The following is a 9,995-nucleotide window of genomic DNA, read 5'->3' on the forward strand; positions in this document are numbered from 1 at the left end:
TTTCCACACGAAAAACAGTGAAAAAATAACAAAAAGCGCTGAATGTTACTGAATTTAAACTATTTCAGAAGAAAAAGGCATTATTTCAGCGGGATACAGACAATCGTTTCCACTCCCACGTTGTTTTCCTTGTTACGAATCTTAAAAAAGAAATCACTTCCGTAGAGATTATTAAGACGATCCTTAATATTTGCCAAACCAACCCCTTTTTTCTGTAGTTCAACTTCAGACAGCCTAATTGGCTCTCCGTTATTTTCCACTTTTATTTGCAGGTGATCCCCTTCTTGCTGTACCGATATGTGAACCTCCAGATCTGTATGCCCGTAGGAATATCCATGTTTAATTGAATTTTCGATAATTGGCTGCAGGATAAGCGCCGGTACTTTCTTGTTAAGTAACTCCTCATCGATAACCTTTGTAATCTTTAAATGATCTGAAAACCTGATGTTCAATATATTAAGATAATATTCCAGTGTTTTTAATTCCTTTCCAAGGCTAATTTCATTTTCGTCGCTGCTATACAATATTTCCCGCAGAAAATCGCTGAGATCTGCAATAGTATCCTTCGCTTTGCCGGCATCCAGATCTGCCAAAACCGAAATGCTGTTAAGCGTATTGAACAAGAAATGCGGCTGCAATTGGGAAGAAAGCATCTTCATTCTCGTATTCACCAACTGAGTCTCTAACAAGCTGTGGCGTTTCTCTGCTTCTTTTACTTGCTTTAAATAATAGTAGGTGTAAATGATGAAAATCATCGCGAAATAGATCAAAAAATTAAGTTCCATTACCGCCACAAACCGGTGAAAACTCTCCTGTAATTCATATTCTGAAGGATCTATATGACCGGCAAGGATCCCAAAAATATCAAATATCATCCTGATAATTAATCCGATTAATATCGAAAAAAGCGTGTGGATGGAAATAATTTTAACCCACGAATAATTTTTATTCAGCAGCTTTTTGGTGTTAATGGCGATAAGCGTCATGTACGTTACCACCACTACCCAATCCACCAAAATATTGTACAACAGGAAGTCACGCCACGGGAACTCCGGCATCCTTGGGAAATAATGATGCATGTAAGCCGCTTTAGCCACATACACGATATTAAAAAGTGCATAAAACCCGGTTAAAAGCAGGATAAGTTTTACGTCCAGGTATTTTTTAAGATGAATTTTCATGTTAAATTCCTATTTTTTCCAGGAATTGTTTTTTATTGGATTTGCTAATATGTAGCAGTTTATCATCTGTCATTCGGGCGTCAATTTCAGAGTAATCTGAATGCACAATTTCCTTTACATGATTAAGATTAAGAATCGTAGACCTGTGAATCCTAAAGAAAATATTAGTATCCAGCATCTCTTCTAGATTATTTAAAGATTCCCGGAGAACGAACTTTTTATTGCTAGTAAAAATTTCGGCATAACAACCGGAAGCGATGATGTAGCTTATTTCTGAAGGATCCAACAGCATTGTTTTATTTCCCTGTTTTACCGGAATTTTAACCGGGGAAGACCCACCTTTTGTTTCCCTGGAATAGATGTTGAACAATTCCCTTATTTTCTTTTCAAAATTACTATCGGCTTCACTGCGGGAAATATTCAGAATTTTACTGATTGTTTTAAAAAACCGCTGATCTTTAAAAGGCTTTAAAAGAAAATCAAAAGCATCCACATCAAAAGCCCTGCTGGCATAATTATCAAAAGCAGTGACAAAAATCACAATTGGCTTAGGAGAAATATTTATTTTCTGTAAAACTTCAAACCCATTCATATCCTTCATATTAATATCCAGGAAGATGAGATCGGGCTTAAGATCGTTTATCTGTTTTATGGCTGTTTTACCATTAGAACATTCCCCTGCAACTTTAATTTCCGGAACCTCCTCCAAAAGGTTTAAAATCCGCTTTCTAGCGAGTTCTTCATCATCAATTATTAACGCTCTCATAATCAGTAATTTTACTGCAATTTTATACTTTTTATGAATATGTTATTCCTAAAAGCTAAAATTTATCTCCTCTTATTTCTTCGGAAAAGCTTCCAGCCCGAAAAATTATGAAATAAAATTGCCGATAATTAAAAACTGATGCGGATGGCCTGAAATACGATATGAACGACTTAAAATTGAGATTAATACAAAACTAAAAAAGAAAAATTCAATAAAAACAGAACAAAAAAAACGGACTAAAATCAATGTCTCTGATCTTTAGTCCGTCCCGAGTTTTGAAGATGGCTATATTTTAATTACTGGCTAATTCAATGGGTGCCACTTCAGTCCTGTCTATTTTAATATTCTGTATTTTGTTGCCGTTCTCCAGTTTAAGACGATAAAATTCTTTGTCTATGTTACCGTTTCTACCTTTTGCGACGTAGAGGTTCCTTAAAATGTTCCAGCCTTTATAGTCCCTGTAGATTTCGTGAGAAAGAGCATTGGGCAATTTTATATTCCTGAACCTCTGATAGGTTTTTACCACCTTGCCTTCTCTGTCAAAATCCACTTTTAGAAAACCCTTTAGGGTGACAAAACTCACCTGGTAAGAATCCATATCCTTATCTTTCAGCTCAAGGATAAAGCGGTCTACATCAAAGTTCTTTTCCATAAAAGCTAAAGGATCTTTTTCAAATTCCCCAGTATAAGTTTCACTTACATTATAGAAATATTTATTTCCGCTATTGGTGATATGAGAAGCATTTGGAGCAAATGAAACAGTGGTTTCATTTAATTCGACGATTCCCTGAGCACTTACAGCGCCAGCCCATACAAATAATACAAGATTAAAAATTAGTGTTTTCATGATTGTGAATTTTAAAATGTTGGTTGTTTTTATTGTTTTAGTTGCTATTTCAGATTTACATAAATAAAAGTACCGTATACCTCCCCTACCTAACCTTGAAAAGATTTGAACTGCTGATTTATCGTTTCAGGATATCCATAAGATGTAATAAAGTGATTGAGAATTTTAATTTTAATGAGTAAATCCATTTAAACCAGATTTGAAGTTGTTCAGAACAAAGAAAAAGCAACCTGCTGCAAAGAAGTGACTAGGATTATTATTAATTGGTTATCAGAACCTTAACTAATACAGAAGAAGGTGAAAAAATTGTTTTGTAATAGTTTTCCTGTTGATTCGTCTACCTGTAAAAAAGTAATTTTTTTACTTTCGCTTGATCTAATATTAATTTTGAGTTAAATTTAAAGCTCTCCGTGTATTACTATAGTTTATGAATGAAGAAGAAAGACTTCTTGAGATCCGGCAATTGGAGATATTAGACACTCCCCCGGAAAAATATCTGGATGAATTAGCTGAAATTGCTTCGGCTCTTTGCGACACTCCGGTTTCCCTCTTATCTATTGTAGATAAAGAACGCCAGTGGTTTAAAGCAAACAAAGGTTTTAACCGGATGGAGACTCCCAGATCAGCATCCTTTTGTGCTCACACCCTCCACCGCCCCAATGAAGTACTTGTTGTCGAAGATCCTCTAAATGATATTCGGTTTAAGGACAATCCCCTTGTCCTTAACGATCCTAAAATTCGCTTTTATGCCGGTGCTCCACTCCAAACTGCGAAAGGCAATGTGATAGGAACCCTTTGCATTATTGACAGCAAACCAAAAACTATTACTGAAGTACAAAAAAAGATGCTACAGTTACTGGCAGGCAAGGCCATAGATTATCTGGAAACCCGCAAAGTACTGAAGAAACAGGACGACAAAATAGAACTTAGCTCCGCACGTATTAAAAAGCTTACAGATCTTGCTCCCGCAGTAATCTACCAGCTGGAGCTTACCCCTGACAACAGGCTATACTTTTCTTTTATCAGCAAAGGCATTTCAGAAGTACATCCAAACCTTAACCCTAAAGAATTAAAAGAAGATGCCACAATTTGCTTTAGTGTAGTCCACCCGGAGGATCGGGAAATGGTTAGAAAAAGCCTTCAGAAATCTGCCAGGGACCTAGACATTTGGGATGTAGAATACAGAGTTGGTGCAGCAGAAGGTGATATTAACTGGCACAGAGCTCTTGCTAAACCAGAAAAGCAACCCAATAACACGGTGGTATGGTATGGAACCTTTGAGGATGTTACTCCGCAAAAAAAATATATTCAAACCCTGGAAAAGATTCTTTTTGATATTTCTCATGTGCTTCGCAAGCCCGTGGCAAATATGCTTGGTTTAACTTCTGCCCTGGAATCTGACGAATTGGATGATCATAAAATAAAGCTTTACAGTAAGCATCTAAAAGCAGTTTCAGAAGAAATGGACTCTTTTATACATCAATTGGCAGATGATTATTCAAAAATAAAAATGCAATTCTTTTCAGAAAATCCTGAAGAAAATTAATCTTGTTATGGAAATTGGCTGCCGGGAAATGGTTGTAGTACATTCCATCTTTCCTTTATCATCTTCAACTCTATAAATCCTTCTTAGCGGTTCTAAAACAACCTCCTGAATTTTGAAATTTTTCTTAGATTTGCTGAATGTTCTTGTAAGAAAATTTTTACGATTTGAGGATTGAACTTAATGTTTAAGTAATGAAGAAAGAGAAAATAAGAGTCTTTGGGAAAAGATTTTTTAATCGTTCAGAAGTTTTCGTAGCTGCCTGCCTCGGAATTTTTATGCTGCTTTTTACCGTTTACACCTTCGCTTTTACTGAAGAAGAAACCGTACCTGAACATGAACTAAAATCTATTGTTGGAGAATATTACCACGCCATGAACTTCAATAAAATTGAAACCCTCCCCAAATATCTCAGTCCTAAAGTATGTGAATGGTACGGCAACAAAGATTTTAGCCTTAAGGAGATAATGAAGGAGGCCAGAAAACAGCGCGTGAGATTTCCTTTTTCTCATTCAGAAGTAGACTGGGATTCTTTTAAAGTTGAGCATCTGGAGAGTGGCGAATATATCGCGACCTACCATTTGCTTCACAGAACCAAACGTAATTTAAACGAAAATTACCAGGCTTACCATCTAAATATAAGGACGCATTGGGATGCAAATTATAAGCTGAAATCAATATCAGAAACCAGGCTTAGCGAATAGGATCTGCTTATAAGACTTTATGCTCAATATTTTCTTCTGGTAAATTGTGGTTCCCAGAATCTGTCATCATTTAGTCGATAATTGGCAAAAATCGAGATCTTCTTTTTTTCGCACCATTTTACCGTCTCCCGAATGTGATATTTTAGTTTTATCTTAGATTTACTAAAGAATAAAAATGTCTATAGTTCAAATTGTCACCATTATTGGTTCAATTCCGCTGTTCTCCTTAAGGACATTTCTTCCGGCATTTTTAACGGCCCTACTCTTAACTTATCCTGAATATTTTCCCGGCTTGGAAGGTGTCCCTGCAGTCTCTGAAGAAGCTTTTATTAGCAGAAATTGGGTTTTAATTGTACTTGGAAGTTTAAGCCTGCTGGAAATTATTGGAGATAAGAATACCGATGTTCGTAACCTCCTAAAAAACGCCGAAACTTACCTAAAACCGATTGCCTTTTTAGCTATTAACCTGAGCCTTTTGGATGAGACTTCAGTAGAAGTTCTTCAGGAAGTCCAGTGGGCGGCATTTGATCCTCTTTGGGTAGTATTGGCCTTTGGTGCCCTCATGGTGCACTGGCTCGCCACTTTGAGGAGGGATTTCCTAGATTTTCTTGAAGATATAGATGAGGATGACAATCTTTTTATCGGCCGCATCACCAGCTGGATAGAAGACAGTCTCGTAGTTTTTGGTTTTCTATTGCTTATCTGGACAGGAATAATAATGGTAATCCTTTACGCTACAGCCATTGCTTTTTTTGTATTTATAAGGAAGCGCTATGATAAAAAGCTGGAAGAGCAAAAGCTGAAATGCTTTAATTGCGGAGAAAAAAACCTGCCTTTTGCAGTAAAATGTGTGAATTGCAAAAAACTTCAGCCTCAAATTTATGCTATAGGAATATTTGGGCAAAAGAAAGAAGAACTTATTGTTAATGTTGAGAAGCATCAGTTAAACCTTCTCTCTCATAGAAAATGTGCAGACTGCGGAAACAAGCTCGACAGTAACAGATTGTTTCAAAACTGCCATTTTTGCGGCAACGCCCATTTTCAGTCCCCTACTGTAAAAGAATTTATAAAGAATCAGGACAAGAAATTTTATAAAATTGCCGGACTGTCATTTCTGCTTGGCTTTGTGCCCGTGGTAGGCTTTCTTACAAGCGCTGTAATAGCCAATATCCACCTTTTTTCGCCTTACCGCAGGTATATACCTAAAGGAAGTTCCTTCCTTACTAAAGTCTTTATTAAAATTCTCACTTTCCTGTTCTTTGTGGTTGGAATTGCCCTGGGCTTTATAGCTGCACCAGTTTATATCGTGCTTCGCTATTATATCTGGAAGAAAAAGTTCCAATCAAGAGCTGGTAAGTCTGCCAATTTTCTTTCTTCTGCGGAAAAAACAACCACTTGAAGGAATGGAGGACGATAATTGACATTTTTTAAAGGTGTCTTTTTCGTATTCTAATATGAGGTATGTATGATGTGAATAAAAAACCCGCAGCTTATCAACTGCAGGTTTAATTCTATGTCTAAAAAGTAATGAAGTGCGAAAATTGCCAAAATTTGGCTGTCCTTTAGATCAAAACTTAATTTTCACGCTCTGCTAATTAATCCATGGCATTTAAGCGAAGGATTTTACCGTTTTTATCGTCGGTAAGAACATAAATGGATCCATCTGGAGCCTGTTCAACATCTCTTACCCTTACGGTTAAAGGAATCCGCTCCACTTCTTCGGCTTGTTCACCATTTACCTCCATTCTTACCAGTCCGCTACTTGTCAATCCACCAATGAGGGCGCTATTTTGCCATTCGGGAAACATACTTCCGGTATAGAATATTAAACCTGAAGGCGAAATTGTAGGCGTCCAATGCACCACGGCATCAGCAAATTCTGAATTGGGTTGAGGATCTGGAATTTCACTTCCGTCGTAATTATCACCCCAGCTTTCTACCGGCCAACCGTAATTTTCTCCAACTTTAATCAGGTTAAACTCATCACCTCCAAAAGGTCCCATTTCAGCGACCCAAAGCATACCGGTACCTGGATCTATGGCAGCACTTTCTATATTGCGGTGACCGTATGTCCAGATCTCATCCTTCTCATCGTCCTGATCTGTAAAGGGATTGTCTTGCGGTACCGAGCCATCTTTATTGATTCTTACTATAGTGCCAAGATGACTGGAATTATCCTGAGCGGGTTCAAATTTGAATCTCTCGGCCAGTGTAAGAAACAGCATTCCATCCTGTGCAAAAATAATTCTTCCGCCGAAATGGTTAGGGCCTTCAACTTTTGGCTCCATTCTGAATATTACTTCAAAATCTTTTACCTCATTATCTTCAAATCGTCCCCTTCCCAAAGCAGTTGATGCCGTACTATCCTGGCCAGGTTCAGCAAAAGAGAGATAAATGTAGCTGTTCCGTTCAAAGTCGGGATCCAATGCTACATCTAATAAACCTCCCTGACCCTGATTAAAAACTTCTGGGGTACCCTGGATTGGTTGGGAGATACTATCCTGTTCATCATAAATTCTTAATGTCCCCGCACGCTCTGTAACCAACAGCCGGTTATCGGGTAAAAACGCCATTCCCCATGGATGATCAAGATTCTCTGCCAACACCTCAACCTTAATGTCACCGGCGTCTGTCCTAACATTACTCTTTTGCGCAAAAGCCGAAAATGAAAATGTTAAGAGCAAAAAAACCCCAGTAATTTTAAAATGGCTCTCAGGCACTAAAGACAAAAACTGTCTCTGTAAATGGAAAATAAGTTGTCTGTTTCGAATCATAGCTTTTATTTTTTATTCCTATATACCTAATATAGCAAGAGTTGCAAATTTGGACAATAACTTGGCAAAGCCTTAACAGCTAAAAATTATATAATACGTAGGATTTCACCTTCATTTTAATTCACTTTCCTTTACAACCTCAAATACAAATACTATGGACAAAGAACCATAATTTCCTACACACCATTATAAAAAACCCTTGAAATGGCATATAAAACCTCTAAATCACTAATATCCAATCATTTAATTATCTTACAAAAAGAATTATTTTTACCAAAAATGTTGCACTTAATCTATATTTTATTATATTTAAACCTTAATTCTTGATAGTCATGAAAGAAACTTCTGAGGTTTTCTGTACATATCCTAATCCTTACCTGGTGAGAAATGAAGTCTCTTCTATAACCGTAAGTCGATCAGCGAGCTTAAAAGTCGGTTTAAAGAACCCGAAAAAAGAAGAACAGAAATCCATAGGAATATCTTTAGGTAAAGTAAGCAATAGCCTTGTGAGTTCCTTTTTAAACGCCTGGCAAAAATTAATTGACAGCCCTCAAACTTTTCCAGAACAGGAAGAAACCCCCGTAGCTACCTATGTTATTAACGACAACAGTAAAGAAGAGGAAGAACAAATGTTAAGTGAAGTTCTTTGCAATTCATTAAATCTGGAACCAAACTCTGCCGCTTCATGGGAGGCTATTAAAGCAACCAATAAAATCTACCATGAAGATTTTCCCGGAAGCTATATTATCGAACACAAAGGCGAAAGGCTCGGGATCTTTTTTCTTACTATTAGAAATCGGGTAAATGGTATTTCTGAAGTTAGTTATGAATTTCTTCCTAACGTCAGGAGCTTTAATTACATTTTTTAATACCCTATTTTTGTAAGTAAAAAACTACATTCATTCTACTGACTTTCAGCGATGTAAGTTTAGGATTACAAGAATTATTTTCTTTCAAAAAAAATTTTCGACTATTTTCTCCAGGATTTAATCTTCTTTAAACCCCTTTTGCAATCCTTCTATTGCGGAAAATCCTACCTCTTCTTGAAAAATTACTTATTTGGACATCGCCAGATATTTCCTACGTATAATAAGTCGTTTAATTAGCCACGCATTAACTCGAATTTCCACATGGCTCGTTGGAAAATGAGTTTAAAAAGTAACTTTCAAGCTGTAAGAAAGGTGCCTCATTTTTTATTCCTGTCGTGATCAAAACAGCTTTTTAAATTATTGAAAACCAAAACCCTATACATAAATGGTTTTTCATTTATTATTTCTAATTACGTAGGAAACACCTAAGTTTACTGAACTTTCAAAACACAGAAACTTTATGAGAAAGAATATTCTTTTTCGACCAGGGAGATACTTTTATGTCTCTGAATTTTCAATTTCTACAACCTTTTTTCAAAGCACATTTCCTTCCACAATAGACGTCTAAATTATCCTTAAAGTTTCCCATTTGATATCATAAGAATTTAAGATTACACCCCACCTACGTATTTTCCTACTTAGCACTTAATCGATTATAATGTTTGTTTTATCGGATATTATTTTGATGTTTGGCAAATCATTAACAAAAAGAATAGCAGTAAAATTTGAATGAGTAATCTGCCCCTAACCCTACTTATGAAATATTTGTCCCTATTGCTTATTTTATTCCTACCCCATGTTATCCAGGCTCAGGAAGAGCAACCTGAAGCAAACCCAGGTTATACCATTCATAATGTAATTGTTCCTTCGGGAGGAGATGCTAATGGTGATGGCGGTTCTGTTGCTTTTACTTTAGGCCAGGTATTTTATCTCACTTATGAGGATACCGATAATTCTATTAACGAAGGTATCCAGCAACCATTTCTAAATGCATCTGAAGAAGTTCCTGCTGTTGTAGATGAATCTAATCCTCCCGGGGATGAAACGGATAAAAACCTTCCGCCAAGTATTGAGGTTATAGCCTACCCCAATCCTATGACTGAATTTTTCATTATTGAAATATCTAATTTTAAGGCTGAAGGTTACTCCTACCAGTTCTTTGATTTGCACGGCAGGTTATTGGAACTAGGTCCAATCGAAAATCGCAGAACAAAAATTAGCCCGAGTAATTTAGGATCTGCAATGTATATACTCAAGGTTTTTAAGCAAAACAAAAATATTAAAACATTTAAAATTCTTAAAAGATAAAAG

9 protein-coding genes are annotated in these 9,995 nt (G+C 36.5%); 5 read left to right on the forward strand and 4 right to left on the reverse strand.

Features of this window, described 5'->3' with window-relative positions; genetic code table 11:
• Positions 1–80 precede the first annotated feature (80 nt).
• From RM549_RS03415 to RM549_RS03425, 3 genes are all read right to left on the reverse strand, one after another.
• Entirely contained in the window at positions 81–1,181 is a 1,101-nt protein-coding gene (locus RM549_RS03415; protein ID WP_311681258.1) for a sensor histidine kinase, read from the reverse strand.
• Between the two features lies 1 nt (position 1,182).
• A complete protein-coding gene (locus tag RM549_RS03420) occupies positions 1,183–1,947 on the reverse strand; it encodes a LytR/AlgR family response regulator transcription factor (protein WP_311681260.1) in 765 nt (254 codons plus the stop codon).
• 292 nt (positions 1,948–2,239) lie between these two features.
• On the reverse strand, positions 2,240–2,794 hold the full coding sequence (locus RM549_RS03425; protein ID WP_311681261.1) for a hypothetical protein: 555 nt from the start codon (positions 2,792–2,794) through the stop codon (positions 2,240–2,242).
• 427 nt (positions 2,795–3,221) lie between these two features.
• Between RM549_RS03425 and RM549_RS03430 the strand changes: the two genes are divergently transcribed.
• From RM549_RS03430 to RM549_RS03440, 3 genes are all read left to right on the forward strand, one after another.
• Positions 3,222–4,340: a GAF domain-containing protein gene (locus RM549_RS03430; RefSeq protein WP_311681264.1), complete on the forward strand. Its 1,119-nt coding sequence runs from the start codon at positions 3,222–3,224 to the stop codon at positions 4,338–4,340.
• A gap of 191 nt (positions 4,341–4,531) precedes the next feature.
• The gene (locus tag RM549_RS03435; RefSeq protein ID WP_311681266.1) at positions 4,532–5,041 is read left to right on the forward strand and encodes a hypothetical protein; all 510 of its coding nucleotides are present in this window, start codon (positions 4,532–4,534) and stop codon (positions 5,039–5,041) included.
• 175 nt (positions 5,042–5,216) lie between these two features.
• Positions 5,217–6,440 (forward strand): DUF4126 domain-containing protein, encoded by a 1,224-nt coding sequence (locus RM549_RS03440; RefSeq protein WP_311681268.1) that lies wholly within the window; start codon positions 5,217–5,219, stop codon positions 6,438–6,440.
• A gap of 196 nt (positions 6,441–6,636) precedes the next feature.
• On the opposite strand, the gene RM549_RS03445 is transcribed toward RM549_RS03440, so the two are convergent.
• Entirely contained in the window at positions 6,637–7,815 is a 1,179-nt protein-coding gene (locus RM549_RS03445; protein ID WP_311681270.1) for a PQQ-dependent sugar dehydrogenase, read from the reverse strand.
• Between the two features lie 332 nt (positions 7,816–8,147).
• Here RM549_RS03445 and RM549_RS03450 point away from each other — a divergent pair, with 332 nt between their 5' ends.
• Positions 8,148–8,684 carry a hypothetical protein gene (locus RM549_RS03450; protein WP_311681272.1) on the forward strand — a complete coding sequence of 179 codons (537 nt, stop codon included), beginning with the start codon at positions 8,148–8,150 and terminating at the stop codon, positions 8,682–8,684.
• Between the two features lie 729 nt (positions 8,685–9,413).
• A complete protein-coding gene (locus tag RM549_RS03455) occupies positions 9,414–9,992 on the forward strand; it encodes a T9SS type A sorting domain-containing protein (protein WP_311681274.1) in 579 nt (192 codons plus the stop codon).
• The last annotated feature ends 3 nt before the right edge of the window (positions 9,993–9,995 follow it).

It is taken from the genome of Autumnicola patrickiae (assembly GCF_031846525.1).
GTDB classification, from domain to species: Bacteria; Bacteroidota; Bacteroidia; order Flavobacteriales; family Flavobacteriaceae; genus Autumnicola; species Autumnicola patrickiae.

Excerpts from the sequence above, each read along its gene's own strand:
- RM549_RS03415 (WP_311681258.1), bottom strand. The coding sequence starts at position 1,181 with ATGAAAATTCATCTTAAAAAATACCTGGACGTAAAACTTATCCTGCTT.
- RM549_RS03420 (WP_311681260.1), bottom strand. The coding sequence starts at position 1,947 with ATGAGAGCGTTAATAATTGATGATGAAGAACTCGCTAGAAAGCGGATT.
- RM549_RS03425 (WP_311681261.1), bottom strand. The coding sequence starts at position 2,794 with ATGAAAACACTAATTTTTAATCTTGTATTATTTGTATGGGCTGGCGCT.
- RM549_RS03430 (WP_311681264.1), top strand. The coding sequence starts at position 3,222 with ATGAATGAAGAAGAAAGACTTCTTGAGATCCGGCAATTGGAGATATTA.
- RM549_RS03435 (WP_311681266.1), top strand. The coding sequence starts at position 4,532 with ATGAAGAAAGAGAAAATAAGAGTCTTTGGGAAAAGATTTTTTAATCGT.
- RM549_RS03440 (WP_311681268.1), top strand. The coding sequence starts at position 5,217 with ATGTCTATAGTTCAAATTGTCACCATTATTGGTTCAATTCCGCTGTTC.
- RM549_RS03445 (WP_311681270.1), bottom strand. The coding sequence starts at position 7,815 with ATGATTCGAAACAGACAACTTATTTTCCATTTACAGAGACAGTTTTTG.
- RM549_RS03450 (WP_311681272.1), top strand. The coding sequence starts at position 8,148 with ATGAAAGAAACTTCTGAGGTTTTCTGTACATATCCTAATCCTTACCTG.
- RM549_RS03455 (WP_311681274.1), top strand. The coding sequence starts at position 9,414 with ATGAGTAATCTGCCCCTAACCCTACTTATGAAATATTTGTCCCTATTG.